The sequence below is a fragment of the Aureimonas endophytica genome, assembly GCF_014642635.1.
Classification (GTDB): domain Bacteria; phylum Pseudomonadota; class Alphaproteobacteria; order Rhizobiales; family Rhizobiaceae; genus Plantimonas; species Plantimonas endophytica.
This window is the reverse complement of sequence record NZ_BMIQ01000003.1, coordinates 312,221-338,915: the sequence shown is the minus strand read 5'-3', so window position 1 is coordinate 338,915 and position 26,695 is coordinate 312,221. Positions and strand designations below refer to the sequence as shown.

The window sequence follows — 26,695 nt, the reverse complement described above, 5'->3', positions numbered from 1 at the left end:
GGTCGATCGCCTTCAATTCCTCGGGGGTTGGGTGCGCGACCGAAGAACGGTGACCTCGTCGATCGGAACGAAGGACCAATTGTCCTGCGTCAGTTCGATCATCGCCTGCTGGAGCGCGCGTTCCATCGCGGCGATGGCGTCCAGCGCGATGGTGTCGAGTTCGGTCGGTTCGGCATGAGTGCCCATGATGGCGTTCGTCCTTCGATGGCATCGGGAGGCGGCGCGCCCCGGGGGATCGCGGGGCGCGCCAACCGGTCACTCGGTCGTAGTCGACGACGTCGTCGTGGTGTCGCTCGGCGCGCCATACTGTCCGGGCTCGCCATATTCGCCGGGCTTGCCATACTGACCCGGCGCGCCGTACTGGCCCGGGGCGCCGTACTGACCCGGCTCCCCGTATTCGCCGGGAGCGCCGTCGGCGGATTGCGAGGCTTCGCCGTCCGTCGCCGTCATCGTCGCGGCCGTCCCGGTCGCCGTCGTTCCGCTCGGCCGCGTCGTCGCCGCCTCGTGGGACGTGTCGAACTGGAGATCCGCGCCGAGCGAGCCGGGCGAGCCCTCGGTGCGGGTTCCGCCCTGACCGCCGTTGCCGTTCGAGCCGGAGGACGGGGCCGCGACGCCTCCGGCATCCGGGCGGGCGGCGTTCGCCGCGTTTCCGGTGCTCGGCGCCCCGGCGTTCCCGCTCGTGCCGGTCTCGGCCATGCCGCCGTTCCGGCCGGTGGAGCCGCTCGCCGACGAGGCGCCGTTCGAGCCGCCGCCATGGCTGCCGGCGCCGCCGCCGTCATGGCTCCCGCCATCATGGCTGCCGCCGGCACCGCCCCCGCCGGGACCCTGGGCATTCGCCGCCACCGCGCTCGCCATCAGGAGACCGGCGGCCAATGTCGTGAGAAGCTTCTGCTTCGTCATGGATCGTTCCTTTCTCTCATCGAGCGTGTTCGGCCCGATGACGAGGGGTCTATCCAATCGCGGCTGACAGGCCCGTGAGGCCGATGTCAGCGATTTATCAGCTTCGTCCGCATAAGGAGAACGCGTGAGAAGCCTCGTTCCCCTCAAGGTCGTTTTCTGTGTCGCGGTCCTACTGCTGCCGCTGACGGGGATCGCACAGGCGCAGTCGCCCGGCGGGGGCGGGGGAGCGAGCGGTGGGGGTCCCGGCGGAGATCCGGGCGGCGGCCAGGGCGGCGGTTCCAGCGGTCCGGGCACGGGAGCCTCGGCACCCGGCCGCGACTCGGCTGGGGGGCAAGCGCCGTCCGGGCCCGATAGCGGCGCGCCGGCGGCCTCGCCGAGCCCCTCGCCCTCCGCCGATATCGGACGCTATGTGCGGGGACCCGAAGGCGCGCTCGAAGCCGTCCAGGCGAACGAGGCGCTGCCGCTCGACCAGATCGTTACCGCCGCCCGCCACCTGACCGAAGGCGAGATCATCGATGCCAGGCTCGAACTCGTCGACAAGATGCTCGAATACGAGCTGAAGGTGCTGGAGGCGAATGGCGACGTGCGCCGCTATTCCTTCGATGCCCGCACCGGGCAGCTGATGGGAGTGCGCTGACATGCGGATCCTGATCGCCGAGGACGACCGGCGGATCGCGGCGGCGCTCGGGCTGGCCCTGTCGGCGGCCGGCTTCGTGCCGGAATATGCCACGGACGGCGAGGATGCCTGGTTTCGCGGCGACACGGAGCCGTTCGACGCGATCATCCTCGATCTCGGTCTGCCGGTGCTGGACGGGCTGACGATCCTCAAGCGCTGGCGCCGCGCGAACCGCCGCGCCCCCGTCCTCATCCTCACCGCGCGCGGCCAATGGGACGAGCGCGTCGAGGGGATCGAGGCGGGCGCCGACGATTATGTGGTGAAGCCCTTCCGCATGGAGGAAGTGGTGGCGAGGATGCGCGCGATCGTCCGCCGCGCCGCCGGCTTCGCCTCCTCGCAGATCGAGATCGGCGATCTCCTCTTGGACACCCGGACCATGCAGGTGATGCGCGACGGCTTGCCGGTGGCGCTGACGCCCCAGGAATACCGGCTTCTGGTCTTCATGGCGCATCAGCGCGGCCGCGTCGTGTCGCAGATCGAGATCACCGAGCACCTCTATGCCCAGGACTTCGAGCGGGCTTCGAACGCCGTCGAGGTGCTGATCGGACGATTGCGCAAGCGGCTGGGCGCCAACATCATCGTCACGCGTCGCGGCTTCGGCTACATGCTTGGAGGCAGCGAGGCTTGAGGTTCCGCTCGCTTCGCTTCCGGCTGGTGCTCGGCGCCGCCGTCTGGATCGCGGCGGCGCTGGTCCTCGCGGGCGCCGCCATCGCCTATCTTTTCACCGACAGCCTCGAACGCAACGTCCGGGCCGACATTTCGGCGACGATGTCCCGCCTCGTCGCGCTGATCGATCCCGACGCGCCCGCCGGCGCCCCCGTCCTGACGGGTGCCCTGCCGGATGCGCGCTACGAGACGCCGGCGAGCGGCATCTATTGGCAGGTGACGGATCTGGGCAGCGGCGCGAGGACGCGATCCCGCTCGCTCTGGGACCATGTTCTCGCAACGGGGCCGGAGGACGAGGGTCGGCGTTTCGCGACGGTGGACGGTCCGCTCGGGCAGTCGCTCCTGTCCCTGTCGCTCCTCGCCCGCTTCCCGGCCGCGAACGGCGAGCGGCGCTACGAGGTCGTCGTGGCGCAGGACCGCGCGAGCCTCGACGGGGCGATCCGCCGCTTCGGCTTCGAGCTCGCGGTCGCCCTCCTCCTTCTCGGCCTCGTGCTCGCCCTGGCGGCCCTCCTACAGGTGCAGCTCGGGCTCGCGCCGCTCCGCCGGCTCCGCCAGGACGTGGAGGCGATCCGCAAGGGGGCGGCCGTCTCGGTCGGCGCCGCCTATCCGTCCGAAGTCCTGCCGCTGGTCGGCGAAGTCAACGAACTGCTCGTCTCCCAAGGCAAGTCGATGGAATTCGCGCGGGCGCGCGCCGCCGATCTGGCGCATGGCCTGAAGACGCCGCTCGCCGTCCTCGGAACGCTGGAATACGAACTTGGCGAGAAGGGCGAAGACGCGATCGCGGCGCAGATCGCCGAACTGACGCGCGAGATGAGCGAGCGCATCGACTACCAGATGCGCCTTGCCCGGCTGCGCCAGCGGACGCGCCTGCATTCCTTCACCGCGCCGCTCAGCCGGATCGTGTGCCGCGCGGTCGCCGTGCTGCAACGGACGCAGCAGGGTGAGCGGTGCGAGTGGCGGGTCGATGTCGCCGAGGCGCTCGACGTCGACATGGACGCCGACGACCTCGTCGAGCTCGTCGGCGTGATCCTGGAGAACGCCGCGCAATGGGCCCGCTCGCGGATCTCGATCGAGGCGCGGGTCGATGGCATGACGGTCGAGCTGCGGATCGAGGACGACGGGCCGGGCATCGCGCCGGACGACCTCGCGTCGATCGGCGAGCGCGGCCGCCGGCTGGACGAGACGATGCCGGGCACCGGTCTCAGTCTAGCGATCGCCCGGGAGATCGTCACGCTGAACCAGGGGACGATCACCTTCGGACAGGCCGAGCCGGGCGGTCTGGCGGTCGCGATCCGCTTGCCGAAGGCACCCTGAACGCGGACTCCTCGCGATCGACACTCCGACGGGGGCGGTGCGCTGCCTTCAGCCGTCCGTCAGCGGCCGCATGGCACGGCGGAAATAGGCGAGGCCCGAGGGCGCGTCGCTCCAGCGCATCGCCGCGATCTCGCAGAAGAGCACGTCATGCGTGCCGATGGATCGGCGGTCGGCGATCCAACCGTCGAAGCTGACGGCCGCCTCATCGAGCACCGGCGCGCCGGTGAGGAGCGTGGTCCAGCCTCCCCCAGCGAAGCGCTCGGCCATCGGCGTCCGGCCGCCGAACAGCGCGGCCAGCTCGCCCTGACCGGCGGAGAGGGTGTTGACGCAGAGCCGCTCGGCCGTCTCGAACATCGGAAACACCGACGCCGCGCGATTGAGGCAGACGAGAAGGGTCGGCGGCGTATCGGTGACGCTGCAGATCGCCGTCGCGGTGAAACCGAAGCATCCCTCCGCCGTCCGTGTCGTGACGATGCTAACGGCGGCGGCGAGGCGCGACATGCCCTCGCGGAACTGCGACGGGTCGACGGGCGATCTCGGATCGGCGACCGCCGAAACGGCCGTGCTCATCATGCCCGCGCCCTCGGTCCGGCGGGAAGGCGGGCCAGACTGTGTTCCACCGCGACGCGGACGGAATCGAGCACGGGCAGACCGAGCTCGCGCGACAGGGTGGGCGCGATGGAGGCTCCGGCGAGATTGGTGCAGAGGATCAGCACAGCCTCAACGCCGGCTGCCGCGACCTCGCGCGTCATCGCGGCCAGCCGTTCCGGCGCGATGGCGGCATAGTCGGTGTTCACCGTGAGGTCGAGCCGCCGGGCGGCGCCCACCTCGATCCCGATCCCGGCATAGTTCTCGACGATACTGGCTTCGAGCGCCCCGACATAGGGCGTCACCAGACCGATGCGGCGGGCGCCAAGCCGGGCAAGCTCGGCATTGATCGCGACGACGGCCGTGGTCGTGGCGATCCCCGTCGCCGCCTCGATCGCTTCGATCACCGCCCGGTCGCGGTCGAAGCCGAGCCAGCTCGCGGCCGTGCCGTTCCAGAGGATGAGATCGACCTCGGCATCGGCGAGAAGTTCGGCCGCTTCGACCATGCCCGAAAGGTCGAACTGGCGCCGCGAGGCGGCGTCGGCCGAGATCTCCCGCACGCGAAGGCGGGAGACATGGGTCGTCACCGACCCGTCCGGGGGCAGAAGCTTCTGCGTCTCGGGTTCCAGCACCGTGTTGGAGGAGGGTGCGAGCATGCCGAGACGAAAGGGGCGCGTCCTCGCCATGGCCCGGCTCACACGATGGAGCGGCGGGAGGCGATGCCGCCATCCACGGTCATGATCGTGCCGCTCGTATAGCCCGAGCGGAACGAGGCGAGGAACACGATGAGATCGGTGATCTCGTGGACATGCGCGGGCCGGCCGAGCGGATAGGTCTTGGCGAGTTCGCCGAACCGGGCCTCGTCGCCATAGAGATCGACCGCGCGTTTCTTGAGCATGTTGTAGATGCGGTCGGTGTCGACGGGACCGGGATTGACGCCGACGACGCGGATCCCGTCGTCGAGGCTGGAGCCGCCGAGCGCCCGCGTGAAAGCCATCAGGCTGGCATTGCCGACGGCGCCGGCGATGTAGCGCGGGTCGGAGATTTCGCCGCCATTGCCGATATTGTTGATGATGACGCCGCCGCCCGCCGCCTTCATGCGCGGATAGTAGAGGCGGCAGAGATTGATGTAGCCGTAGACCTTCAACTCCCAGCCGGCCCGCCATTTCGCCTCGTCCACGTCGAACAGCGAGCCGGAGGGGATGACGCCGGCATTGTTGACGAGAATGTCGATGTCGCCGGCCATCTCGCAGAGCCTCTCGGCCGCGCCGGTCTCTGTCAGGTCGCAGGGTACGAGGCGGATCTCGGAGGCCGGATGGCTCGCCGCGATCTCGGCCCGCAGCGCTTCCAGCTTGTCGATGCTGCGCGCGGTGAGGATCAAGTGGCAGCCTTCCTCGGCGAAGGCGCGGGCCAGACCCGCGCCGATGCCCTGCGAGGCGCCGGTGATGAGCACGGTCTTGCCGCCGAGGCGAAGATCCATGGAAGTCTCCTGTCAGAAAGGGAAAGAAAGCGGGGCGCCCCGGAGGGCGCCGGGATCGGAGATCAGGACGCGGCAAGACGCGCCGGCCAGACGCCGCGCGCCGGGCGGTCGAGGCCGAGATGGTCGCGCAGCGTCGCGCCCTCGTAGGCCGCGCGGAACAGGCCGCGTTCCTGCAGGATCGGCACGACGAGATCCACGAAGTCGGAAAAGCCCTCGTGGAAGAAGGGGGGCATGACGTTGAATCCGTCCGCCGCGCCGCTCTCGAACCAGTGCTGGAGCGTGTCGGCCACCTGCTCGGCCGAGCCGCAAAGCACCCAATGGCCGCGCGCCGCGCCCATGAGATTATAGACGTCGCGCAGGCTGAGGCCTTCGCGACGTGCCTTGGCGAGCATGACGCCGGCGAAGGAATGATAGCTGTCCGGCAGGGCGATGTCGGGCACGGGACCATCGAGATCGTAGACGCTCATATCCGTGCCGAAGCGATCGGAAAGAAGCTGGAGGGCGTTGCTGTCGGACAGGAAGCCTTGCAGCGCGGCGAGCCTGTCAAAGGCCTCGCGTTCCGTGCGTCCGACGACGGGCATGACGCCGGGCAGCATGGTCACGTCCTCTGCACGCCGGCCGAAGGCGGGGAGCTGCGCCTTGAACGCGGCATATTGCGCCTGCGCCTCGCCGAGATCCTGCACGACGGAGAAGACGACATCGGCCGTGCGCGCGGCGAGCCGCTGGCCGGGGGCCGAGCCGCCGGCCTGGAGGATGACCGGCTGGCCCTGCGGCGCGCGCGAGATGTTGAGCGGCCCCTTCACCTGGAAGAAGGCGCCGTCGTGATCGAGGGAGCGGACCTTGGCCGGATCGATATAGAGGCCGCTCGCCGCGTCCGCGACGAGGGCATCGTCGTCCCAGCAGTCCCAGAGCCCGCGCACGACCGAGACGAATTCCTCCGCGATGGCGTAGCGCTGGCTATGGTCGGGATGGTCGCGCCCGAAATTGGCGGCGGAGACGGCGTTGGCCGTCGTCACCGCGTTCCAGGCGGCGCGGCCCGCGCTGATATGGTCGAGCGAAGCAAAGGCGCGCGCCACGCTGAACGGGTCGCCATAGGTGGTGGAGGCCGTGGCGCCGAGTCCGATCCGGCTCGTCGACATGGCGAGCGCCGAAAGCATGGTCAGCGGTTCCAGCCGCGAGGTGTAGGAGGGATGGGCGGCCGGATCGGCATAGAGATTGTCGCCCATGAAGATCAGGTCGAACAGACCGCGCTCGGCCGTGGCGCCGATCTCACGGATCGCGGCCATGTCCTCGAAGCTCGTCACCGCGCCCGGCTGGCGCCAGCCGGCGACATGGCTGCCGGTGCCGAGGATGAAAAGGCCGAGATGCATCTGCCGAGGGCGCGGGGCGCTCATCAGGCGGTCTCCAGAAACGAGAAGCCCATGGTGCGGGCGTGATAGTGGAGCCCGCCATCCTGGACGATCAGGAAGGCGGCCCGCGCCGAGCCGTCATTGTGATGCGAATGCGGATCGCCCGCCGGGGTCACGAGCGTGGCGAAGCGCGACCAGTCGCAACGCTGGCCCGCGACGCGCGAATAGGCCGCCTCCCCTTGCAGGATCAGCGTGATCGCCGCCGAATTGTGCCGATGGGCGCGCTGCTGCTCGCCGGTGGGAACGGTGTTGAGCGACAGCGTCAGGCTCGGCAGGATGTTGCGGCTGCCCTCCTGGCGCTCGGTCGAGAAGATCAGCGCGATGCCGGAGGTCGTCTCGTTCCGGCTGGCCTCGGTCACGCGGGCGAGCTGCCGCTCGATCTCGGCGGCGGGATAGTGGACGGGGGGCGGAAGCTGGGCCGGATCGGGCCGGGCGGCGTCGAAGGCGAGAAGCGGCTCGTTCGTCACCAGCCAGAGAACCGCCCCCTCGGGCCCGGCGGAAAGCGCCGCGGGGCCGCCCGGCGCCAGCATCACGTCGCCTTGCGCGAAGGCGAGGCTTTCGCCGGCGAGCCGCGCCTCGCCCGAACCGGCCATCACGTACCAGATCACACCTGTGGCGGCGAAGTCGGCGTCCAGCCGCTCGCCGGGGCGGATCGCGGCATAGCGCGCCAGCATGAGGGGCGTCGTCGCGGGAAAGGCGCTGGCGATCGCGCCGGCCTGGTCGCAGGCGAGAAAGCCCGTCGCCTCCAGCGCCAGGGCGCGATCCGCCTCGTCGGCGAAGATCCGCGCCGGCACGGGCGGCAGCTTGAGATTGAAGGCATTGCCGGAATTGAAGAAGCGGGCGCGGCCCTCGGCCGGGCTCGTCGGCGCGGAAGGATGCTGCACCGGCATGTCGGCCATGTCGGCCGGCGCTGTACGGATCGGATCGGCGGCTTGGCTCATGATCTCTCCTTCCCGGCGGAGGGGCGTTGTCGTCAAAGGGCGGGGCGGCGCTCGTGCCAGTCGGTGACGCGCTGATAGGCGGCGCCGGCCCCGCACAGGACATCCTCGGCAAATGGCCGGGCGACGAGCTGGCAGCCGATCGGGATCCCCTCCCCGCTCGCGCCGCAGGGCAGCGTGATCGTCGGATAGCCGCAGACGTCGAAGGGGGCGGTGAACGGACCGATGGCGAGGATCGCCTCCGGGTCTTCGCCGAGCGAGGCCATATGGGCGAGCGACGGGCCGGCGACCGGCAGGCCTGGCACGAGAAGGAGGTCGATGCCGGCGAAGACGGTGGCGACACGGCCGTTGAACTCGCGCCTGTCCTGCAGCGCCTCGGCGAGATCGGCCGCCGAGAAGGCGGCGCCCCGATCGAGAAGCGCCGAGAGACGCGGACCGTATTCGGCGCGCCGGCTCGGATAGGTCGCGCGATGGGCCAGCGCCGCCTCGACCGCGCATTGCACCGCCCAGCCGCGCAGGATCGCGTCGGGATCGGGGAATGACACCTCGACGATCGTCGCGCCGAGCCGCGCGAGCGTGTCCAGCACCGCCTCGATCGAGGCGAGAACCGCGTCGTCGGCGCGCGAGCGCAGATAGCGCCAGTCGATGCCGATGGTCAGACCCGCGACGCGCGCCTCGCGTGCCGCTGCCGCATAGTCCGGCACCGGCACCGGCGCGCTGGTCGGATCGGCCGGATCCGCGCCCGCAATGGCGGAAAGGAGCGCCGCGGCGTCTGCGACGCTCCTCGCCATCGGGCCGACATGGTCGAGGGATTCGGCCAGCGGAAAGACGCCGTGGCGGCTGACTCGCCCCCAGGTCGGCTTGATGCCGACGAGACCGCAGCAGGAGGACGGGAGGCGGATCGAGCCGCCGGTGTCGGTGCCGAGCGTGCCATAGGCGAGACCGGCGGTGACGGCGACGCCCGAGCCGCTGGAGGAGGTTCCCGTCCAGTGCGCCGCGCCGAACGGATTGACCGGCGGAACGACACTCGGATGATGATCGGCATAGACGCCCTCGGTCAGCGTCAGCTTGCCGAGCAGGATCGCGCCGGCGGCCCGCAGCCGCGCCGTCGCCGTGGATTCGTGAGGGGCCTCGAAATCGGCGTGGACCGGACTGCCGAAGCGGGTCGGCATGTCCTCGGTATAGAAGACGTCCTTCACCGCGAGCGGAACGCCGTGGAGCGGCCCGCGCCACCCGCCCGATCGGATCTCGGCTTCCGCGCGCCTCGCGGCGGCGAGCGCGCCCTCAGCGGCCACATGGGCATAGGCATGGAGCCGACCGTCATGGCGGCCGATGCGGTCGAGCATCGTCTCGACGAGCCGCACCGGCGAAACGGCGCCGGAGGACAGGGCGTCGGCGAGGCCAGTGAAGGAAGAGAAGGCGAGATTGTCCGACATGCTGCGCGGCCTTCCGAAAATCCCCGTCATGCGTTCCGTTATACATGACACGGATTCCTGCATATTCAATGCCCAAATGTTAGGCTTGAGTGCATATTAATCAGACGGAATTGGCGGGTTAAAACGTGGTTTCGGCGAAATCGGTGGAGAGATGAGACGATCACCTCCTACAAAAACCTTCCATACTCTCGGCTTTCTGCATCCGCAGCTGGCTTGGCACGTATATTGCAAGGCCGTTCTCGCATACGAACGAGAGGCTCCCATGATGATGAAGCATGTGAAGACGGGAATGGCCGCGGCCTTCTCCCTCGCCATCGCCGCCTTGGCGACCGCTCCGTCCGCCCTTGCCGCGGAACCGGTCTCCGTGCGCCTGAAATGGGTGGCTCAGGCGCAGTTCGCCGGTCTCTACGTCGCGAAGGCCAAGGGCTTCTACGCGGAAGGCGGACTCGACGTGACGATCAATCCGGGCGGCCCGAACCTCAACGCGGCGACGCTCGTCGCCTCCGGCAGCGACACGTTCGGCGTCGTCAGCGGCACGGAGGGCATGCTGAACGCGCGCGAGGGCGGCCTGCCCCTCGTCTGCATCGCCATGTCCCAGCAGATGACCCCCTATGCCTATGTCGCCTACGACGACAGCGGCATCCAGTCGGTGAATGACTTCAAGGGCAAGTCGGTCGCCACCTGGTTTACCGGCACCCAGTACACGCTTTTCTCGGTCCTCGCGCATGAGGGCATCGCGCAGTCGGACGTGCAGATCGTCTCGCAGCCCTTTTCCATGCAGCCCTTCATCGACAAGCAGTTTCAGGTCGCGACCGTCACGCTCTACAACGAGCTGAACACGCTGCGCGAGCAGGGCATCGAGAACATCAAGCTCTTCCGCCCGGACGATTCCGGCGTCACCACCCAGCAGGACGCGATCGTCACGTCCGAGAAGGTCATCAAGGAGAAGCCCGAAGTCGTTCAGGCCTTCCTGAACGCCACGCTCAAGGGCTGGAAATACGCCTTCGAGCATAAGGCCGAGGCGGTGGATATCGTTCTCGCGGCCGGGTCCGGCCTCGAGCGCCGGCACCAGGAGCTGATGCTGGACGAGATCGAGAAGCTGATGGTGGCGGGAATCGCCAAGGAGAAGGGCCTCGGCGCCATCGACATGGACTCGATCGAGAAGGTCCAGAAGAGCCTTGTCGAATTCAAGGGGCTGAAGGGTCCGGTCGACCTCAAGGCGACCTTCGATCCGAGCTTCTGGGAGAAGGTTCCCGCCGGCGACAAGACGCTCTGAGGTCGATGATGCACGCCCGGCTTCCTCACGGAGGCGCGCCCGCGACGCGCCTTGACACCCATCCGCCTCTGCCCCATCTCCAGCTCGTCAACGTGTGGAAGCGCTTCGGCGAGGCGTCCCGGCAGACGGTCGCCGTGTCGAAGGTCGATCTCTCGATCGAGCCGGGCGAGTTCGTCACCTTGATCGGCCCCTCGGGCTGCGGCAAGTCGACCCTCTTCAATATGATCGCGGGGCTCCTGCCCCCCGATCCCGACGGCTCCATTCTCCTGTCGGGCAAGCCGCAGCGGGATGGCGAGCTTCTCGGCAAGATCGCCTTCATGCCGCAGAAGGATCTCCTCTTTCCCTGGCGCACCGTGCTCGACAACGCCACGCTGGCGCTGGAAGTCGAGGGGGTGCCGCGCCGCCGGGCGCGCGAAAAGGCCATGGCGCTCTTTCCAGAATTCGGCCTGAAGGGCTTCGAAACGCACTATCCGCACCAGCTCTCCGGCGGCATGCGCCAGCGCGTGGCGTTGATGCGCACCTTCCTGTTCGAGCGCGACATGATCCTGCTCGACGAGCCCTTCGGCGCGCTCGACGCTCTGACGCGCGCCATGATGCAGCGCTGGCTCCTCGACATCTGGGCCCGCCACCGGCGCACGGTGCTGTTCATCACCCATGATATCGACGAGGCGATCTTCCTCGGCGACAAGGTGGTGGTGATGTCGGCGCGACCCGGCTCGATCAAGCTCGCCGAGCCGATCCACCTGCCGCGCCCGCGCGATCCGTCGGTCGTCACGACACCCGAATTCATCGAGATTAAGCGCCGGCTTCTCGCGAGCGTCGAGGAGGAGAGCCTCAAGACCTTCGGCGCGGCCGGCGAGACCGCGCCATGACGCTGCGCGGCGCCCTCACCTCCCCCTTCGCGACGCTCGCCGTCGTGGCGCTCGTCTGGCTCGCCGCCGTGCCGGCGCTCGGCATCGGCCCGCGCTACTTACCGCCGCTCGGCGCCGTCGCGGCCGAAGCCGCGCGCCTCTGGCCGGACCTGTCCGCCGGCTTCCTGCGCACGGCCTATGAGACCCTGCTCGGCTTTCTCGCGGGCGCCGTCCTCGGCATCGCCTGCGGCACGGCCTTCGCCACGGTCCGGCTGCTGGAGCGCTCGGTCTTCCCGCTCTTCGTGGCGCTTCAGAGCGTCCCCGTCATCGCCTTCGGCGCGATCGTGGTGATCTGGTTCGGCAACACGATCCTCTCCAAGGTCGTGATCGCCCTCTATCTCGCCTTCTTCCCCGTCGCGGTGAACACGCTGCGCGGCCTGTCCGGCGTCGATCCGCAGCGCGTTGCGCTGCTGCGCTCCTTCGGCGCCGGGAAATGGCGCCTGTTCCTGACCCTGGCCCTTCCCTCGGCCGCGCCCGTCATCATGACGGGGCTGAAGCTCGGCGTCTCGCTGAGCCTCGCGGGCGCCATCGTCGGCGAATGGTTCGGCGACACGGTGGGGCTCGGGGTGCTGCTGCTTCAGGCGCTCTATTTCGAGCAGGCGACCCGCGTCTGGGTGCTCATCGTCGCCTGCGGCCTGCTGGGCGCCCTGCTCTACGGCACCTTGTCCCTTCTCGAACGGAGATTCGTCTGGTGGCGCGCCGACTGACCCCCGCCCTTGCCGGCGCGCTCGGCCGCGCGCTTCCCGTCCTCGCGGCGCTCACGGCCCTGCTGCTCGTCTGGGAGATCGCGGCGCTCGTCTTCGCGATTCCGGCCTATGTCCTGCCGCGCCCCGGCGGCATTCTTTCGACCATGGTCGCCAAGGCCGACCTCCTGTCCGCCGCCGTCGGCGTGACGGCGCTCGAGGCGGTGGCGGGCTTTCTCCTCGGAGCCCTGATCGGCATCGCCCTTGCCCTCCTGATGGTGCTGATCCCGCCGCTGGAGACCCTGCTCGTGCCTCTCGTCATCGCCTTCAACTCGGTGCCGTCGGTCGCCTTCGTGCCGCTCGTCCTCCTCTGGTTCGGCCTCGGCATGGCGTCGAAGATCGCGCTTGCCGCCTTCGCGGTCGCCGTCGCGGTGCTTCTCAACACGCTGCAGGGACTGAAGCGGCCGGAGGCCGACGCGATCAACCTCCTGCGCTCCTTCGGCGCCTCGCGGGTCGGCATCCTCCTGCGCCTGCGCTGGCCGGCCGCCCTGCCGCTCACCGTCACGGGCCTGCGCGTCGGTCTGGCGCGCAGCACGATCGCGGTCATCGTGGCGGAGATGATGGGCGCCTATGCCGGCATCGGCCAGGTCATCTATCAGGCGACCGCGATGATGGATTCCCTCACGGTCTGGGCCGGCGTTCTCGTCGCCTCCCTGACGAGCCTCGTCCTCTATGGCCTGCTCGTCGCGCTCGACCGCAAACTCGTCTGGTGGAGATGAACAGGATGTCGACCGAAGATCCCGCCCTTCTCATCGGCGCGAGCGACGAGGCGGCGCTGCGCCTGCAACTCGCAGCCTGCTACCGGCTCGTCGCGCATTACGGGCTGGACGACCTGATCTACAACCACATCTCGATGCGCCTGCCCGGCCCGGACCACCACTTCCTGATCAATCCCTACGGGCTCCTCTTTTCCGAGATCACGCCCGACTGTTTCGTGAAGATCGACCTCGATGGTGCTCTGGTGGAGCCCTCGGACTTCACGGTCAACCGCGCCGGCTTCGTCATTCACAGCGCCATCCATGCCGGACGGGACGATGCGCTCTGCGTGCTTCACACGCATTCGGAGGCCGCGACCGCCGTCTCGGCGCTCGCCGAAGGCCTCCTGCCGATCAGCCAGTTCGCCATGCGCTACCAGGGCCATATGGGCTTCCACGGCTACGAGGGCGTCGCCATGGACATGGGGGAGCGCGAACGTCTGGTGGCCGATATCGGGCCGCACAACACCCTGGTCCTGCGCCATCACGGCGTGCTGACGGTGGGCCGAACCATCCAGGAGGCTTTCATCCTCATGTACTATTTCGAGAAGGCGGCGCGAGTGCAGCTGCTCGCCCAGGCCGCCGGCGCCGGCGGGGCGCGCGTCACCCTGCCGGACGCGGCCGTGACCGAGCTGACGGCGCGCCAGTTCAACGATCATCACGGCGATATCCGCGCGCCCGGCTCGCGCGAATGGCCGGCCTTCATCCGCCTGCTCGACCGGGTCGATCCCGCTTGGCGCGGCTGACAATTTCGGGTTGAAATCACGATTGCCGGCGCTTGCCGGGTCTCTAAACTGGAGACCCATGAAGGCGCCGCCTTTTTGAGACGGACGGACGGATGAGCATCATGACAGGGCACGCCCCGGCGCTGGCCGCCGAGGACGTGCGCCCTCGCCCTCTTTCGGGCGGCACCTTATCGGAGGAGTTGCGCGTCGCGCTGGAAGAGATGATCGTCTCGGGTGCGCTCCAGCCCGGCGAGCGCCTGGACGAGGCGGAACTCGCCGCGCGCTTCAAGGTCTCGCGCACGCCCGTCCGCGAGGCGGTGAAGGCCCTTGTCGCGACCGGGCTTCTGGAAGTGCGCCCCCGGCAGGGCGTCACGGTGGCGACGATCTCAATCCCCGTCCTTCTCGAAATGTTCCAGATGATGGCGGCGCTGGAAGGCCTCTGCGCCAAGCTCGCCGCCCGCCGGGCGACGATCGCGGAGCGCCGCGCGCTGCGCGAGATCCACGAGCGGTTGATTCAGTCCCTGTCGAACAACGATCCCGATCGCTTCTACGCCGTGAATCTCGAATTTCACGAGCTGCTCTACGACGCGGCCCATGCGCAGTTCATCGCCTCGCAGACCCGTAATCTACGGCGGCGCGTCGCCGCCTATCGCCGCTCCGTCACCCATCAGCCCGGCCGCATGGCGGCGACGATCGGCGAACATGACCGTATTCTGGACGCCATTGAGCGGGCGGACGCGGAAGCGGCTTTCAAGGCGGCGCTCGACCATGTCAACCTTCTGGGCGACGACATGGCCGACTTCATCGCCGGCCTGCCGCAGGCGGTGGGCGATTAGGCGCTACGCAGGGCGATCCGCGTCAGGAGCCCCGCCAACATGGCATTGAAGCGCTCGGGCGCTTCCATCATCGGGAAATGGCCGGCCGTCTCGATGGCGTGCAGTTCGAGGTTCGGCAGGACGAGATCGTCCTGCGGCGAGGCCAGCCAAGCCGAATTGATCGCATAGGCCGGCACCGCGAGCCTCGGCCAGCGCGGCCGGATGTCGTAGGCCAGGAGCGAGCGGAGAAGAGCGAGCGCCTGGCGCCGGTCGGCGCGCAGCATGGAGTCCGCGATCTCGCTCGCCAGTTCCGGAGAAACGCCGGGAGCGACGATCCTCGCGAGCATCCGCCGGATCTCGCCTTCGAAATCCCCCTCGAAAGCGGCGAGGCGGCGCGCGATTTCCGCTTCGCCGTGACCGCCATAGAAGCGCCGGTCGGTGAAGCTGTCGACGCCGATCAGAGCCGAGCACCGCCCTTCGAGGCGAAGCGCCGCCTCCAGGGCGACGGGACCGCCGAGGGAATGCCCGGCCAGCACGACCGGCCCCGCGATATGTCTTCGGACATGGTCCGCCACATGCCGGGCGCAGGACGCGATGGACGGCGCCGCGTCGCGCGGCTCGCAAGCCCCTGCCTCCGGCACGAGCGCGACCGCCACCGGCCGCCACTTCGCCAGGGCCGCCATCTGGAAGCGCCATCCGAGCGGCTCCCCGCACCAGCCATGAACCAAAACGAGCGTCGGCACGTCCGGCGATTCCCTCGACATCCGTCGCCCATCATGGCGCGTTTCATCGGCGGGCGCCGCATATCCTTGGCGACGAGGCCACAGGAAAAGGCGGATGTCGAGCATGGCCCAGGGCGAGCCGATCCGATGCCGCCGACGATCATCGATCCTGGACAGGCGATGGAGACGAGAGCCTACGGCCTCGCGCGTCCCCTTTCGGCGATGATGCGGTCGGCGACACGCCAGGCATTGGCCATGATGGTCAGCGTCGGATTGGCGCCGGTGCCAGTCGGGAAGGGCGAGCCGTCCACGGCGTAGAGATTCTCGACCTCGTGGGCGCGGCACCAGCGGTCGAGGACGGAGCTGTCCGGATCGTCGCCCATGCGCGCGGTGCCGTGCTGGTGCGAGCAGTTGCCGGTAATGCGGTCGGCATAGACCTTGGTGATCGAGCTCGCGCCGCTCGCCTCCAGGATGTCGCCGCCGCGATCGATCAGATAGCGCCCCTGCGCGAGGTCGTTCTCGTGCGGCTTCAGCGTGACGCGCGCGACGGGCAGGCCCCAGGCATCCGTCACCTTATCGTCGAGATCGATGCGGTTGTCGTGCTGGGGCATGTCGTGCAGCACCATCGCGATGGCGAGGCTGTGGCTGAACTGCTCGCGGTCGACGCGCTTGGCCTCCGCGCCCCAGGAGGGCGCGCCGGGCAGGCGCCAGTTGATCGGCAGCGGGATGCCGACGCCGGCGACCGCGATATGTCCGCCGGAGACGAAGCCACGGCTTTCGTCATGTTCGTAATGCTCGAAGGTCGAGGCGCTGACATAGCCGCCTCCGGCCCAGGCATAGACGGGATCGGCATAGGTGCCGACGGCGGCCGAATATTCGTGGAAAGTGACGTTGCGCCCGACGAGGTCGGAGCCGTTGGCGAGCCCGTTCGGGAAGCGCCCGGATTTCGAGAGCAGCATCAGCCGCGCCGTCTCCACCGCGCCGCAGGCGAGGATGAAGAGATCGGCCTCCTGCTCGAAGAGTTCTCCCGCCGCGTCCTCGTAGACGGCAGCACGGATCTTCCCCGCCCCGTCGAGCACAAGTTCGCGCACATAGGAATCGGCGCGCAGCTCGTAATTGCCCGTCGCCACCGCGTCCGGCACGAAGACGTTGAGGGCGGAGGAGCGGGTGCCCGTCGGATCGCCATGCTGCTGCGCGAAGGCGCTGACGACGGTGGCCCTGCGTCCGTTGAAGGGCCGCGACAGGGCCGCCTGCGGCGTCGGGAAGGAATTCCAGCCGAGCGCCGCGCAGCCCTCGTGGAATTTCTGCGCGTAGCGCGACATCGGCATCGGCGGGCAGGGATAGCTGCCGGAGCGCGGCCCTTCGAAACGGTTGGCGCCGGCCTCGCCCGAAACGCCGAAGGCCCATTCGACCTTCTGGTAATAGGGTTCCAGCTCGTCATAGGTGATGGGCCAGTCGGCGAGCGAGGCGCCCTTGAGATCGCCGGCGACCGTGCGCATGCGGAAATCGTTCGGCGTGAAGCGCGGCAGCCAGCCCTGCCAGTGCACCGTGCCGCCGCCCACCATCTGCGGCACGGGGCAGAAGAGGTCGACACGCGCATCGTCCTCCGCCGTTTCGCGCCAGGTGCGGGGATTGAGGAGCGGGTCGGGCCAGAGATTGTAGCGGTTGATATTGGCGAGCTCGTCGCCGCCGAAGCTTTCCTTCTTCCGCCACGGCCCCTTTTCGAGCGCGACGACCTTCACTCCCGCCTCGCACAGCACCTTCGCGGCGGCGGCGCCCGAGGCGCCGGCGCCGATGATCACGGCGTCGCAGCGCGCCGGCTTGCCGTTAGAGACCATCGTGGAACTCCCTGACCTTCTCGGCCTCGCCTTCGGCGAACCATTGCAGCGTCGTGTAGCGCCCCTCGTGTACGTCCTTCAGCGAGGCGGGTCCGGGAAAGCCGATGACCTGCCAGCCGACCTGACCCCGGTTTCCGCCGTAGATCGGGTCCGCGTAGAAGCCTTGGCGTGTATGGGCGACGAGGAGCGGAAAGAAATCGAGCTCGATCTCGGTCGAGGTCTGCTGCAGGGCGGGTTCGCCCAGCGGCCCGGCGAGGCCATCGGAGACCGTCAGGGTCGTCGGCTCGCCCGAGGCGCCGGACTCGACGGCCCGCAGGATCTCGTCCTGCTCGGCGGAGGACAGGTCCTTGAAGGGCGCGGCGAAGTGCTTGCGGGACCGGGCGTCGAGATCGCGGATGCCGTCGGCATATTTGCCGCGCATGATTTCGATCCGCCGCATCCAGGCTTCCGCCACGCGGCCTTCCAGCACCTCGAAGCCGGAGCCGTCGGGCTTGGCGAAGATGTGGTCGAGGCCGGAAAGGTAGCGCTCGACGAAGTCGATGCAGCCGGCCTCGCGCGCGCCGGGCGTGCCGTCGTCGGAGGGGATGATGCGGGCCATCGCGGCCTCGATCGTCGCGCGGCCATGCGCGTCGAAGAAGGTGTTGGTCATCGGTTCCGTCCCTGGAGAAGTCCCTGTTCGCGCATCGTCTTTCTCGAAAGGCGGGAAGCCGCCCCTTTTGTCGCGGTCGCTAGCGCCGCCGCGCCTGGCTGATGGCGACGGCGAGAATGATGATCGCGCCGCGCGCGATGAGCTGCTGGGAGAATTCGAGGCCCATCAGCACGAGGCCGTTGTTGATGAGGCCGATCATCAGGGCGCCCATGATCGAGCCGACCACGGTGCCGGCGCCGCCGAAGAGGCTGGTGCCGCCGAGAACGGCCGCCGCGATCACCGAAAGCTCGTCGCCCTCGCCGAACTGGAAGCGGCCGGAGCGCAGGCGCCCGGCATAGAGCATGCCGGCGAGCGAGGCCGCGAGCGCGGAGAAGAGCAGGACCTTGAACTTGACCGAGGCGGTGTCGATGCCGGAATAGCGCGCCGAGGTCTCGTTGCCGCCCGTCGCCAGCACCCGCCGTCCGAAGGTTGTGCGGCGCAGGACGACATGGCCGAGAATGCCCACGGCCACGACCCAGAGAAGGAGGCTCGGCACCGGCCCCAGATTGCCGGCGCCGAAGACGGCGGCATAGGGCTTGGAGAGGATCGGGATCGCGGCCGTGCCCGAGATCCACATCGCGACGCCGCGCGCGATGCCCATCATGGCGAGGGTCGTCAGGAAGGACGGGATGCCGACCATGGTCGTCAGCCAGCCGTTCACCACGCCGCAGGCGAAGCCCGTGCCGAGGCCGTAGAGAATGCCGCCCGGAATGCCGAACTGGTCGATGCCCATGGCCGTGGCGACGGAGGCGAGGCCCGCCACCGCGCCGACCGAGAGATCGATCTCCGCCGCGCCGAGCACGAAGGTCATCGAAACGGCGACGATCGCAATGATCGCCGTCTGGCGGATGATGTTGAGAAGATTGTTCGGATCGAGGAAGCCACGGTCGCCGAGCGTCGCGGCGAAGATCAGGAAGATGGCGACGAAGCCGATATAGATGATGGAGTCGCGCCAATTGGCGAGGAAGGCCGGCGTGCTGCGCGGCGAGGATGTCGTCGGGTCGCTCATCGGGCCCTCGTTGTCGGCGTTTCGGTACGGGCTTGCTGCATGAGGGTGTTGAGCGTCTGCTCGGCATGGCCGAGCGCCTCCGCCTCGGCGCGCCCGTCGCCGGGATCGAGCGCCGCGCGCTCGACGTCCCGCACGATCCGTCCGTCCGACATCACGAGGATGCGGTCGCAGGCGGCGAGCAGCTCCTGAAGTTCGGAGGAGAGGACGAGAATGGCCTTGCCGGCCTTGGCGAGCTGGCGGATCAGCGTGACGATCTCCGATTTCGAGCCGATGTCGATGCCGGCGGTCGGCTCGTCCAGGATGAGAATGTCCGGCTCCGTCGCCAGCCACTTGGCGATGACGACCTTCTGCGCATTGCCGCCGGACAGCGAGCGCACCGGCGCGCGCCGCCCGTCGGTCTTGATCCGCAGGCGCCCGATCGAGGCGTCGGCCAGCCCCGCCGCCTTCGCGCGGTCGACGAAGCCGCCCCGCGAGAGGGCGCCGAGATTGGGCAGGGCGATGTTGCTCTCAACGCTGTGGAAGGCGACGAAGCCCTGGCGCGCGCGGTCCTCCGGCACGAGGGCGATGCCGGCGGCGATCGCATCGGCGGGTTTTGCGATCGCGACCGCCCTGCCCTTCACCCGGATCTCGCCGGCCTGAAGCGGCGCGATGCCGGCAAGGATCCGGGCGAGCGACGAGCGCCCGCTGCCGAGGAGGCCGGCAATGCCGACCACCTCGCCGCGCCGAAGCGTCAGGTCGACGCCCGACGGCTTCTCGGCGCCGACAAGGCCGCGCGCTTCCAGAAGCGCCTCGCCGATCACCGCCGGCTCACGCACGACATCGGAGAAGCCGCGCGAACGGCGGCCGATGATATGGGCGATCAGACTGTCGAGCGTGAAATCCGCCATCCGGCCGGTGACGACATGGCGTCCGTCGCGCAGGACCGTCGCATGGGTCGCGATGCGGAAGATCTCGTCCATGCGATGCGAGACATAGACGACGGCGACGCCTTCCGACTTCAATTGCCGGACATAGTCGAAGAGCCGCTCGACTTCATTGCCGGACAGCGCCGTCGTCGGCTCGTCGAGGACGAGAACCTTGCAGGGCTGCGAGGTCGCCTTGACGATCTCGGTCAGCTGGCGATGGCCGGCCGGAATGTCGGCCGCCTTGGCAAGGGGATCGACCGCGACACCCATGCGGGCGAAGAGCCGCCGCGCTTCCTCGGCGGCGGCGCGGTCGTCGATGAAGCCGCCGGACCTGATCTCGCGGTTGAGGAAGACGTTCTGCGCGACGGTGAGCGTCGGCACGAGGCTCATTTCCTGGAAGGCCATGGCGACGCCGAGCCGCCGCGCGGTCTCGGCGGTGAAGGTGGTCATGGCCACGCCGCCGATCTCGACCGAGCCGGCGCTCGGCGACTGCACGCCGCGCAGGATCTTGAGGATGGTCGACTTGCCCGCGCCGTTCTCGCCGAGCAGCGCGTGGACCTCGCCGGGACGGATGTCGAGATCGACGCCTTCCAGGGCGCGCACGCCGCCGAAATGCTTGGAGACGCCGCGCATGCGGACGGCGTCGGGCGTTGCGGTGTTCATGGGAGCCTCGGCGCGCGGGACGAGAAAGGGCGGAGGATGCCGCCCTCCTCTTCCAGGGAGGGCGGCAGGGCCGGGCCCTATTCCATGCTCTGCTTGATCTTGTCCGTGACGGGCTTGTGATAGACCTGCTCCCAGGCCTCGGCGAGATTGGCCTTGGTCACCGGCAGGGCCGGCAGCGCGACATAGGCGGGAGCCTTCTTGTCCAGAAGGCCGTAGCCGGCGAGCTTCGCTTCCGTCACGCCCTGGTCATAGGGCCGCTGGGCGGACAGTCCCTTCACCGGACCGCCGCTCGCCATGTTGATGGCGACATTCTCGCCGAGATCGCAATTGACGACCACGAGATCGTCGCGGCCGTTGTTGAGCGCGGCATTGATCACGCCCTCGGCCGGCACGTCCCAGACCGCCCAGATGCCCTTGATCGTGGGGTTGGAGACCAGCATCGCGCCGGCCACCTTTTCCGCGTCGCCCGCGAAGTCGGGACCGCCGATGCCCTGTTCGGCGACGATCCTGATGTCCGGGTAGTTCTCGGCCAGCGTCTTCTTCACCGCGTCGTAGCGCTGCTTGGTCACGAAGAAGTCGGCGGCGTGGAAGACGAGCCCGACATCGCCCTTGCCGCCGAGCGCCTGGGCGAGGAGATGAGCGGTCGCGACGCCATTGCCGTAATTGTCGGCCGAAACCGAGGCGACGTAATCGGCCCCGGCCTTGAAGCCGGCGGGCACGTTGTCCATGAAGACGAGCTTCGCGCCGGCGGCCGCGGCGGCCTTGTAGGCGGCGGCGGTCGCGGTCGGATCGGTCGGGATCGAGACGATGACGTTCGGCTTCTGGGCGAGCACCGTCTCGATGTCGGCGACCTGTTTGTCGGGCTTGAAGCCGGCATCGGTCACGGCGACGACGGAAATGCCCATCTTTTCGAACTCGGCTTTCAGGCCCTCGATCTGCGCCTGGCTCCAGTCGTTGCCGGCATAGTGCATGACGATGGCGGCCTTGGCGTTCATCGCCTTGATCTTGGCGAGCTCGTCGGCGCTGAGCTCCACGACGGAGGCCGCTTCGGGCTTTTCGCCGTTCGGGCCGAGGCTCATGACGGACTTGCCGATCTCGGCCAGCGCCTGTGCCGGATCGGCCGCCAGCGCGGCCGGCGAGACCGAAAGCGCCAGGACGGCGGCGAGCGCCGCCGGGCGCAGAAGCTTGGTGGTGCGCATGCTTGTTCTCCTCCCAGAGTCATATCCGGCGCCGATGGCGCCACCCGTTCAGCCCTTGCCGACCTCGGCCTTCACGAAGGCGAGGCTTTCCCGCGCTCCCGCCGCGGGATCGGGCCAGGCATCCAGCTCGTTGCAGACCCAGCCCTCGTAGCCGATCGTCCGCAGGGCGCGGATCACCGCGCCGTTGTCGCAATCGCCCTGGCCCACCGGCACGAAGGCGAAGGGCTCGCGCTGCCAACCCTTCAGATGGACATAGGAAATGCGTCCGGCATGTTCGGCGACCAAAGCCGCCGGATCGCCGCCGGCCGCGGCGAGATGGGCCGTGTCCGGGCAGAAGCCGATCGACGTCTTGGCGAAGACGCGGGCGATCTCTTCCGGCCGCTCGACGATGGTCGAGAGATGCGGATGGTACTGCGCCTTCAGCCCGCGCCGCTCGGCGAGGCCGACTACCTTCTCGAGCGCCGCCGCGAGCGCGTCGTGATCGCCCGCCCTGACGCCCGAAAGGCGCGTCGCGCCGCCGCCGACGACGAGATGTTCGGCGCCGAGCGCCCTGGCCGCGTCGGCCGCCCTCTCGATCCGCGCCAGCTCCTCCTCCAGGATGTCGGCGAAGATGAAATTGCCGCCGCTATAGACGGCGACGAGGGCAAGGCCGGTCTCGTCGAGCAGGCGGCGCAGCGAGGCGAAGTCTTCCGCTTCGGCATCCAGCACATTGCCGTCGAAGAACTCGATGCCCTCGTAGCCGGCCGCCGCGATCTCGCGCGCCGCGCGGTCCATGTCGCCGAAGGTGCGATAGGCGAGACGTCCGATCGAGGTGACGCCGACGGCATCACCGCCGAGCGCACCCCAGCAATTGGCGTGATACGCCATCTTCCAAGCGGTCAACTCGTCCTCCCCGACGCTGGCCGACGCTTTCGTCTGATGAGCTAAGAGTTATGCTGCTAAAATGCAGAAGTCAACGCGATATGCCATCCGATCAGCAAAAGTCGTTGCCCGCCTTGATGGACTGAGGCATGGTCCCGGGCGAAGGAGACCCGTTTGTCGAGCCGCCGCGCAGGATCCGAGCCATTCACCGGCGCCGAGCCCGTCGCGCTCGGGGCCGAGCGCATCCGCGCCCTTGAGGCCGAGCGCCAGAGTCTCGTCGCGATCCTCGGTGCGTTGCGGACGAAAGGTCCGGCGACACGGCTCGATCTGGAGCGCGAGGCCCATCTCGGGCGCGCGGTCGTCGCCGACCGGCTCGCGACGTTGGCGGCTTTCGGCCTCGTCGAGGAGGGCGGCGTCGGGCGTTCGATCGGCGGGCGCGCCCCGCGCCTCCTGCGCTTTCGCGCCGAGGCCGGGCGCTTGCTGGTCGCCAATATGGACGGCAGCACCATCGGCGTCGGCCTTGCCGATCTCAACGGCCAGCTGCTGCTCGAACATTACGAAGACGTGGAGCCGGACCTTGCCGGCGATATTCTGTTCGAACGTTTGGAAGCGCTGTTCGGCTGGGCGCTGGGCGATGGCGTGATGCCGCTCTGGGGACTGGCGCTCGGCGTGCCGGGCGCGGTCGATGTCGAGCCGGAGGCGCCGCTGTCGGTGCCGCGCTTTCCCGCCCTTCCCGAATGGAACGCGGCACGGGTGGTCGAGCGCCTCGCCGCCCGCTTCCGCGCCCCGGCCTTCGTGCGCAGCGCCGTGCAGACGGCGACCATGGGCGAGATCACCGTTCTGGCGCCCGAGCGCGGCGCGGAGATGCTCTTCGTCGACCTCGGCACCAGCCTCTCGGCCGGCATCGTTTCCGGCGGCAGGCTGCTCCGCGGCGCCCAGGGCATCGCGGGTCAGATCGGCCATATCCATGCCGGCGAGGGTCATATGCTCGTGTGCGGCTGCGGCAATGTCGGCTGTCTCCAGACGATCGTCGGCTGCGCCGCCATCGCGCGCGAAGGCCGGCGCGCGGCCGAAGACGGGCGCAGCCCCGCCCTCGCCGCCGTCCTGGAGCGGACCGGCACCGTGACCGTCGCCGATATCGGCACCGCCTCGCGCCTCGGCGACCTGTTCTCGGCGGACATCCTGGCGCAGGCCGGGCAGCTGATCGGCACAGCGCTCGCCGGCTTCGTCAATCTGCTCAATCCCGCGACGCTCGTCGTCGGCGGCGAGCTTGCCCAGACCGGCGACATCTGCCTCGCCGCGATCCGCGAGGGCGTCTATCGCCATGCCCAGCCGCTGGCCAGTCGCGATCTCGGCATCCTGCGCTCGCGAATGGGCCGCTCCGCCGGCCTTGTCGGCGCGGCGGCCGTGGCGGTGGAGGAGTTGTTCAGGCCCGCCTTCCTGGAAGGCTGGATCACCGCCGGAACGCCCCTGGCCCATCCCGCCACCCTCGCCTTCCTCCAGACCGCCGCGAGCGCGGCATGAGCGGGCTGTTTCCAGCGGCCGGTCGCTCCTCTAGTCTCGGCCTTCGCTGGCGGGGGCGGCGGACGGCGATGCGGGAGGCTGCACGGCGATGACGATGGCGGAAGGAAGACCGGCCGCTTGCACGGCCGGCCTCGGCCCGCATGGCGAACGCGCCGTCGGGTCCGATCTGGTAATGATGCCGGCGGAGACCCGGCGGGCGGCGCGGGCGCGCGGCTTCGAGGTCGCCGTTCTGCTCCACACCTGCTCGTCCGACTGGTCGCGACGGCAGATTGCCGGCATCGAGGCCGGGCTCGCGGAGGCGGGCGCCAGGATCTCGGAGATCGTCGACTGCAACTTCAGTCCGCTCGCCCAGACACAGGCGATCGATCGGCTGATCGCGGCGCGGCCGGATGCGGTGATCGCCATTCCGGTCGGCGGCAGCGCCGTCGCCGAGGCCTTCAGACGCCTCGCGGCGGCCGGCATCCGCCTTGTCCTTCTCGACAATGTTCCGCCCGGCCTTCTGCCGGAGCGCGATTATGCGAGCGCGGTCTCCTGCGACAATTTCCGCCTCGGCCAGATCGCGGCCGAGCTGCTGTCGCCGCATGTGCGGACCGGCGGGCGTGTCTGCGTCGCGGCCTATACGGTCGACTTCTTCGCCACGGCCCAGCGCGAGATCGCCTTCGACAAATGGATGCGCCGCGAACGGCCCGACATCCGGCTCGATCATCTGAAGTTCGAGGCGCCGGGCCGCGCGGGCGAGGCGGTTGCGGCCTATCTCGCCCGCGAACCGGATCTCGACGGCATCTTCATCGTTTGGGACGAGCCCGCCGTCGCGGCCCTTCCCGTTCTCGCCGCCTGCGAGAAGCCGCCGGCGCTGACGACGGTCGATCTGGGGGCCGCCGCTGCTGCGGCCCTCGGCGAGAACCGGATCCTGCGCGGCGTTGCGGCGCAGCAGCCCTTCGCCCAAGGCTTGGCCGCCGCTGCCGCCGCCGTCCTTGCCCTCGCGGGTCTCGACGTGCCGTCATGGATCGTCGTTCCAGGACTGGCGGTGACGGCGGAGAACGTCTCGTCCGCTTATTCCACCGTTGGCGGGGGCTCGGATGCGGCCAAGCTGATCTGAGGCGGAGCTGAGGGGCGGTCGGTGGCCCGGCCGACTTTCGAGGCGGCTACAGCGCCTCGGCCATCGCTTCGGCCGGCTTGCTCGATGCCCCCTGGCGGATCGCCGGAACGAAGAAGGCGAGCACCAGGGTGAGAACGGCGATCGCGAACATCGCCCAGAAGGTCAGATGGAGGGAGGATGCGAGGACGTCTCTCGTCATCTGATCGACGACGGCCGTATCCGCCCGGTCGAGCAATTGCCGTACCCGGTCGAAGTCGACCGGCGCGCCGCCGGCGCTGGCCCGCGACAAGCCGAAATTCACGACGGCTCCGAACGCCGCCGCCCCGAGCGTGCTGCCGAGATTGCGCGCGAAGATGTTCGAGGCCGTGACCGCGCCGCGTTCGCGCCACTCCACCGCGCTTTGAACGATCACCAGGGCGCTCACCGACAGGAAGCCCATTCCGAGGCCCATGACGACCGATCCGAGCGCCGCGACGGCTGGCGAGATGCCGGGATGGAGAAGGACGAAGGGTATGGCGCCGACCGGCAGTAAACTCGCGCCGAAGATCAGCGTCCGGCGGAGGCCGAAGCGCGGAAACACCTTCGCCGCGATGGTGGCGCCGATCGGCCAGCCGAGCACCATCACCGTCAGCGTGAAGCCGGCGATCAGCGCAGTCTGACCGAGGACGCCCTGCACATACATCGGCAGGAACGTCGTGAGGCCGATTACCGACATGCCGCTGAAGAGCGTCGCCGCATTCACGGCGGCGATGGCGGGCTGCGACCACAAGGCGAAGCTCACCATCGGGTCGCGGGCCCGCCGCTCCTGAACGACGAAGGCGCCGGCGGCGAGAAGGAAGACGAGCGCGCCGGCCAGCGCGACGCCTGCCCCGCCGGCGGTGCCCGCTTCCGTCAGCGCGATCATCAGCGCGGCGATCGCCAGCGTGAAGAGCATCGCTCCGCCATAATCGACGCTCCGCTGCGCCGGCGCGATCGTCTCTCGGAGGAAGAGCTGGAAGCCCGCCATGGCGAGGAGCCCGATCGGGACGTTGATCCAGAACACCCAGGCCCAGCTCAGATGCTGCACGATGAGACCGCCGGCGAAGGGACCGACGACGGAGGAGATGCCCCAGACGCTGGCGAGATAGCCTTGGATCTTGCCGCGCTCCTCGACCGAATAAAGATCGCCGACGACGGTCATGCCGACCGGCTGGATCGCGCCGGCGCCGATCCCTTGCAGGAGCCGGAAGACGATCAGCGACGGCATCGACCAGGCCAGTCCGCACAGGATCGAGGCGACGACGAAGATGCCGCAGCCGAACATCAGGACCGGCTTGCGGCCATAGAGGTCGGCGAGCTTGCCGAACACCACCGTCAGCGCGGTCTGGGTCAGGAGGAAGGAGGAGAAGACCCAGGAATAGAGATGGAGGTCGCCGAGCTGGCTGGCGATCTGCGGCATCGCGGTGGAGACGATGGTCGCCTCGATCGCGATCATCGCCATGGACGCCATGACGGTGCCGAGAACGAGCGGCCGTCGGACTTGGGAACTGTCGAGCATGCCGACGGGCTAGGCTTC

27 protein-coding genes are annotated in these 26,695 nt (G+C 69.0%); 11 read left to right on the top strand and 16 right to left on the bottom strand.

Annotated features, from left to right (window positions below; all coding sequences use genetic code 11):
* Nucleotides 1–12: 12 nt before the first annotated feature.
* Together IEY14_RS11750 and IEY14_RS11745 are read right to left on the bottom strand one after the other, a co-directional pair.
* On the bottom strand, nucleotides 13–186 hold the full coding sequence (locus IEY14_RS11750) for a hypothetical protein (protein ID WP_188908626.1): 174 nt from the start codon (nucleotides 184–186) through the stop codon (nucleotides 13–15).
* 69 nt (nucleotides 187–255) lie between these two features.
* A complete protein-coding gene (locus IEY14_RS11745; RefSeq protein ID WP_188908625.1) occupies nucleotides 256–900 on the bottom strand; it encodes a hypothetical protein in 645 nt (214 codons plus the stop codon).
* Between the two features lie 409 nt (nucleotides 901–1,309).
* Here IEY14_RS11745 and IEY14_RS11740 point away from each other — a divergent pair, with 409 nt between their 5' ends.
* From IEY14_RS11740 to IEY14_RS11730, 3 genes are read left to right on the top strand one after another with little or no spacing between them, the layout of a single operon-like run.
* On the top strand, nucleotides 1,310–1,537 hold the full coding sequence (locus tag IEY14_RS11740; protein WP_188908624.1) for a PepSY domain-containing protein: 228 nt from the start codon (nucleotides 1,310–1,312) through the stop codon (nucleotides 1,535–1,537).
* A gap of 1 nt (nucleotide 1,538) precedes the next feature.
* Entirely contained in the window at nucleotides 1,539–2,204 is a 666-nt protein-coding gene (locus tag IEY14_RS11735; RefSeq protein WP_188908623.1) for a response regulator transcription factor, read from the top strand.
* A complete protein-coding gene (locus IEY14_RS11730) occupies nucleotides 2,201–3,556 on the top strand; it encodes a sensor histidine kinase (RefSeq protein ID WP_188908622.1) in 1,356 nt (451 codons plus the stop codon). Before IEY14_RS11735 ends, IEY14_RS11730 begins: the two co-directional genes overlap by 4 nt.
* A 48-nt stretch (nucleotides 3,557–3,604) precedes the next feature.
* Here IEY14_RS11730 and IEY14_RS11725 read toward each other — a convergent pair whose 3' ends face one another.
* From IEY14_RS11725 to IEY14_RS11700, 6 genes are all read right to left on the bottom strand, one after another.
* Nucleotides 3,605–4,129 carry a flavin reductase gene (locus IEY14_RS11725; protein ID WP_188908621.1) on the bottom strand — a complete coding sequence of 175 codons (525 nt, stop codon included), beginning with the start codon at nucleotides 4,127–4,129 and terminating at the stop codon, nucleotides 3,605–3,607.
* Nucleotides 4,126–4,830, bottom strand: a complete 705-nt coding sequence (locus IEY14_RS11720) for a maleate cis-trans isomerase family protein (RefSeq protein WP_188908620.1) — start codon at nucleotides 4,828–4,830, stop codon at nucleotides 4,126–4,128. Before IEY14_RS11720 ends, IEY14_RS11725 begins: the two co-directional genes overlap by 4 nt.
* Before the next feature lie 8 nt (nucleotides 4,831–4,838).
* Nucleotides 4,839–5,624 carry an SDR family oxidoreductase gene (locus IEY14_RS11715; RefSeq protein WP_188908618.1) on the bottom strand — a complete coding sequence of 262 codons (786 nt, stop codon included), beginning with the start codon at nucleotides 5,622–5,624 and terminating at the stop codon, nucleotides 4,839–4,841.
* A 62-nt stretch (nucleotides 5,625–5,686) separates the two neighbouring features.
* Entirely contained in the window at nucleotides 5,687–7,018 is a 1,332-nt protein-coding gene (locus tag IEY14_RS11710; RefSeq protein ID WP_188908616.1) for an LLM class flavin-dependent oxidoreductase, read from the bottom strand.
* Nucleotides 7,018–7,974 (bottom strand): cupin domain-containing protein, encoded by a 957-nt coding sequence (locus tag IEY14_RS11705; RefSeq protein ID WP_188908614.1) that lies wholly within the window; start codon nucleotides 7,972–7,974, stop codon nucleotides 7,018–7,020. The genes IEY14_RS11710 and IEY14_RS11705 overlap by 1 nt, the downstream gene beginning before the upstream one ends.
* Nucleotides 7,975–8,006: 32 nt before the next feature.
* Nucleotides 8,007–9,407, bottom strand: coding sequence for an amidase (locus IEY14_RS11700; protein WP_188908612.1), 1,401 nt, complete (start codon nucleotides 9,405–9,407; stop codon nucleotides 8,007–8,009).
* Between the two features lie 262 nt (nucleotides 9,408–9,669).
* Here IEY14_RS11700 and IEY14_RS11695 point away from each other — a divergent pair, with 262 nt between their 5' ends.
* From IEY14_RS11695 to IEY14_RS11670, 6 genes are all read left to right on the top strand, one after another.
* Nucleotides 9,670–10,683 (top strand): ABC transporter substrate-binding protein, encoded by a 1,014-nt coding sequence (locus IEY14_RS11695; RefSeq protein WP_188908610.1) that lies wholly within the window; start codon nucleotides 9,670–9,672, stop codon nucleotides 10,681–10,683.
* An 8-nt stretch (nucleotides 10,684–10,691) separates the two neighbouring features.
* A complete protein-coding gene (locus IEY14_RS11690) occupies nucleotides 10,692–11,555 on the top strand; it encodes an ABC transporter ATP-binding protein (protein ID WP_188908609.1) in 864 nt (287 codons plus the stop codon).
* On the top strand, nucleotides 11,552–12,301 hold the full coding sequence (locus IEY14_RS11685) for an ABC transporter permease (protein ID WP_188908606.1): 750 nt from the start codon (nucleotides 11,552–11,554) through the stop codon (nucleotides 12,299–12,301). Before IEY14_RS11690 ends, IEY14_RS11685 begins: the two co-directional genes overlap by 4 nt.
* Nucleotides 12,286–13,056 (top strand): ABC transporter permease, encoded by a 771-nt coding sequence (locus tag IEY14_RS11680; protein ID WP_244639451.1) that lies wholly within the window; start codon nucleotides 12,286–12,288, stop codon nucleotides 13,054–13,056. The genes IEY14_RS11685 and IEY14_RS11680 overlap by 16 nt, the downstream gene beginning before the upstream one ends.
* 5 nt (nucleotides 13,057–13,061) lie before the next feature.
* Nucleotides 13,062–13,838: a class II aldolase/adducin family protein gene (locus IEY14_RS11675; protein ID WP_188908604.1), complete on the top strand. Its 777-nt coding sequence runs from the start codon at nucleotides 13,062–13,064 to the stop codon at nucleotides 13,836–13,838.
* 101 nt (nucleotides 13,839–13,939) lie between these two features.
* Nucleotides 13,940–14,653, top strand: a complete 714-nt coding sequence (locus IEY14_RS11670; protein ID WP_244639450.1) for a GntR family transcriptional regulator — start codon at nucleotides 13,940–13,942, stop codon at nucleotides 14,651–14,653.
* Here IEY14_RS11670 and IEY14_RS11665 read toward each other — a convergent pair.
* The 7 genes from IEY14_RS11665 to IEY14_RS11635 form a co-directional block, all read right to left on the bottom strand.
* Nucleotides 14,650–15,396: an alpha/beta fold hydrolase gene (locus tag IEY14_RS11665; RefSeq protein ID WP_210318367.1), complete on the bottom strand. Its 747-nt coding sequence runs from the start codon at nucleotides 15,394–15,396 to the stop codon at nucleotides 14,650–14,652. The genes IEY14_RS11670 and IEY14_RS11665 overlap by 4 nt on opposite strands.
* 152 nt (nucleotides 15,397–15,548) lie before the next feature.
* Entirely contained in the window at nucleotides 15,549–17,192 is a 1,644-nt protein-coding gene (locus tag IEY14_RS11660) for a GMC family oxidoreductase (RefSeq protein WP_188908597.1), read from the bottom strand.
* On the bottom strand, nucleotides 17,182–17,841 hold the full coding sequence (locus IEY14_RS11655; RefSeq protein WP_188908595.1) for a gluconate 2-dehydrogenase subunit 3 family protein: 660 nt from the start codon (nucleotides 17,839–17,841) through the stop codon (nucleotides 17,182–17,184). Before IEY14_RS11655 ends, IEY14_RS11660 begins: the two co-directional genes overlap by 11 nt.
* A 79-nt stretch (nucleotides 17,842–17,920) precedes the next feature.
* Nucleotides 17,921–18,889, bottom strand: coding sequence for an ABC transporter permease (locus tag IEY14_RS11650; RefSeq protein WP_188908593.1), 969 nt, complete (start codon nucleotides 18,887–18,889; stop codon nucleotides 17,921–17,923).
* Entirely contained in the window at nucleotides 18,886–20,457 is a 1,572-nt protein-coding gene (locus tag IEY14_RS26145) for a sugar ABC transporter ATP-binding protein (protein ID WP_188908591.1), read from the bottom strand. Before IEY14_RS26145 ends, IEY14_RS11650 begins: the two co-directional genes overlap by 4 nt.
* A 77-nt stretch (nucleotides 20,458–20,534) precedes the next feature.
* Nucleotides 20,535–21,656: a substrate-binding domain-containing protein gene (locus IEY14_RS11640; protein ID WP_188908589.1), complete on the bottom strand. Its 1,122-nt coding sequence runs from the start codon at nucleotides 21,654–21,656 to the stop codon at nucleotides 20,535–20,537.
* A 48-nt stretch (nucleotides 21,657–21,704) separates the two neighbouring features.
* Nucleotides 21,705–22,538, bottom strand: coding sequence for a sugar phosphate isomerase/epimerase family protein (locus IEY14_RS11635; RefSeq protein WP_188908587.1), 834 nt, complete (start codon nucleotides 22,536–22,538; stop codon nucleotides 21,705–21,707).
* A gap of 153 nt (nucleotides 22,539–22,691) precedes the next feature.
* Between IEY14_RS11635 and IEY14_RS11630 the strand changes: the two genes are divergently transcribed.
* On the top strand, nucleotides 22,692–24,041 hold the full coding sequence (locus IEY14_RS11630) for an ROK family protein (RefSeq protein ID WP_188908585.1): 1,350 nt from the start codon (nucleotides 22,692–22,694) through the stop codon (nucleotides 24,039–24,041).
* 88 nt (nucleotides 24,042–24,129) lie between these two features.
* Nucleotides 24,130–25,140, top strand: coding sequence for a substrate-binding domain-containing protein (locus IEY14_RS11625; RefSeq protein ID WP_244639449.1), 1,011 nt, complete (start codon nucleotides 24,130–24,132; stop codon nucleotides 25,138–25,140).
* A 46-nt stretch (nucleotides 25,141–25,186) separates the two neighbouring features.
* On the opposite strand, the gene IEY14_RS11620 is transcribed toward IEY14_RS11625, so the two are convergent.
* A complete protein-coding gene (locus tag IEY14_RS11620; protein WP_188908581.1) occupies nucleotides 25,187–26,677 on the bottom strand; it encodes an MDR family MFS transporter in 1,491 nt (496 codons plus the stop codon).
* Nucleotides 26,678–26,695 lie beyond the last annotated feature (18 nt).

Coding starts and splice junctions, on each gene's coding strand:
- IEY14_RS11720 (WP_188908620.1), bottom strand. CDS start 4,830: ATGGCGAGGACGCGCCCCTTTCGTCTCGGCATGCTCGCACCCTCCTCC.
- IEY14_RS11725 (WP_188908621.1), bottom strand. CDS start 4,129: ATGATGAGCACGGCCGTTTCGGCGGTCGCCGATCCGAGATCGCCCGTC.
- IEY14_RS11625 (WP_244639449.1), top strand. CDS start 24,130: ATGACGATGGCGGAAGGAAGACCGGCCGCTTGCACGGCCGGCCTCGGC.
- IEY14_RS11655 (WP_188908595.1), bottom strand. CDS start 17,841: ATGACCAACACCTTCTTCGACGCGCATGGCCGCGCGACGATCGAGGCC.
- IEY14_RS11685 (WP_188908606.1), top strand. CDS start 11,552: ATGACGCTGCGCGGCGCCCTCACCTCCCCCTTCGCGACGCTCGCCGTC.
- IEY14_RS11670 (WP_244639450.1), top strand. CDS start 13,940: ATGACAGGGCACGCCCCGGCGCTGGCCGCCGAGGACGTGCGCCCTCGC.
- IEY14_RS11745 (WP_188908625.1), bottom strand. CDS start 900: ATGACGAAGCAGAAGCTTCTCACGACATTGGCCGCCGGTCTCCTGATG.
- IEY14_RS11690 (WP_188908609.1), top strand. CDS start 10,692: ATGCACGCCCGGCTTCCTCACGGAGGCGCGCCCGCGACGCGCCTTGAC.
- IEY14_RS11750 (WP_188908626.1), bottom strand. CDS start 186: ATGGGCACTCATGCCGAACCGACCGAACTCGACACCATCGCGCTGGAC.
- IEY14_RS11665 (WP_210318367.1), bottom strand. CDS start 15,396: ATGTCGAGGGAATCGCCGGACGTGCCGACGCTCGTTTTGGTTCATGGC.
- IEY14_RS11700 (WP_188908612.1), bottom strand. CDS start 9,407: ATGTCGGACAATCTCGCCTTCTCTTCCTTCACTGGCCTCGCCGACGCC.
- IEY14_RS11695 (WP_188908610.1), top strand. CDS start 9,670: ATGATGATGAAGCATGTGAAGACGGGAATGGCCGCGGCCTTCTCCCTC.
- IEY14_RS11660 (WP_188908597.1), bottom strand. CDS start 17,192: ATGGTCTCTAACGGCAAGCCGGCGCGCTGCGACGCCGTGATCATCGGC.
- IEY14_RS11675 (WP_188908604.1), top strand. CDS start 13,062: ATGTCGACCGAAGATCCCGCCCTTCTCATCGGCGCGAGCGACGAGGCG.
- IEY14_RS11735 (WP_188908623.1), top strand. CDS start 1,539: ATGCGGATCCTGATCGCCGAGGACGACCGGCGGATCGCGGCGGCGCTC.
- IEY14_RS11710 (WP_188908616.1), bottom strand. CDS start 7,018: ATGAGCGCCCCGCGCCCTCGGCAGATGCATCTCGGCCTTTTCATCCTC.
- IEY14_RS11715 (WP_188908618.1), bottom strand. CDS start 5,624: ATGGATCTTCGCCTCGGCGGCAAGACCGTGCTCATCACCGGCGCCTCG.
- IEY14_RS11650 (WP_188908593.1), bottom strand. CDS start 18,889: ATGAGCGACCCGACGACATCCTCGCCGCGCAGCACGCCGGCCTTCCTC.
- IEY14_RS11620 (WP_188908581.1), bottom strand. CDS start 26,677: ATGCTCGACAGTTCCCAAGTCCGACGGCCGCTCGTTCTCGGCACCGTC.
- IEY14_RS11640 (WP_188908589.1), bottom strand. CDS start 21,656: ATGCGCACCACCAAGCTTCTGCGCCCGGCGGCGCTCGCCGCCGTCCTG.
- IEY14_RS11705 (WP_188908614.1), bottom strand. CDS start 7,974: ATGAGCCAAGCCGCCGATCCGATCCGTACAGCGCCGGCCGACATGGCC.
- IEY14_RS26145 (WP_188908591.1), bottom strand. CDS start 20,457: ATGAACACCGCAACGCCCGACGCCGTCCGCATGCGCGGCGTCTCCAAG.